Below are 493 nucleotides of genomic sequence, written 5' to 3'. Positions count from 1 at the left end.
CCGGTAGCAGTAGTAATTTCCAAGACTAAGGTTTCACCATCGATTAACCAGGTAAACTCTTCTCCCTCTGCAGGACCGTCTTCAAAGAAAACTGTCCCCGTACCATCATCTCGTATTTTGTAGAAAGCCTGGCTCTCAGGCTCGGTGTCACCTTCTGGGAAGGTGATTGCAAAGTGACCAACCACATTCTCAGCTGTGAATACACCGTCTTCAGAACCACTGCCACTACAGGCATCTCCAACACCATCGCCACCCGTATCTGCCTGGTCGGGGTTTGGCACATCGATACAGTTATCTTCACTGTCTACAACTCCATCGTGGTCTGAGTCTGGCTCTGGAGGAATATAGCTAAAGTTACCCTGAACCTCCTCAATCGCCGGACCATTCAAGCCACTATCATAATGGTGCTTACCTGCTTCGCGGAAATGCCCAGTACGAACATAGAGCTGACTGTCGGATGAGTCTTCGATCATTGAAGCAATCACAGCATCAG

General features: G+C 49.1%; 1 pseudogene. It reads right to left on the bottom strand.

What is annotated here, in order from left to right:
• Positions 1-493 (bottom strand): annotated as a pseudogene (locus A3763_RS28245) (hypothetical protein); the annotation flags it as partial.

It is taken from the genome of Oleiphilus sp. HI0128, assembly GCF_001635365.1.
This window is presented reverse-complemented; position numbering and strand designations above follow the sequence as displayed.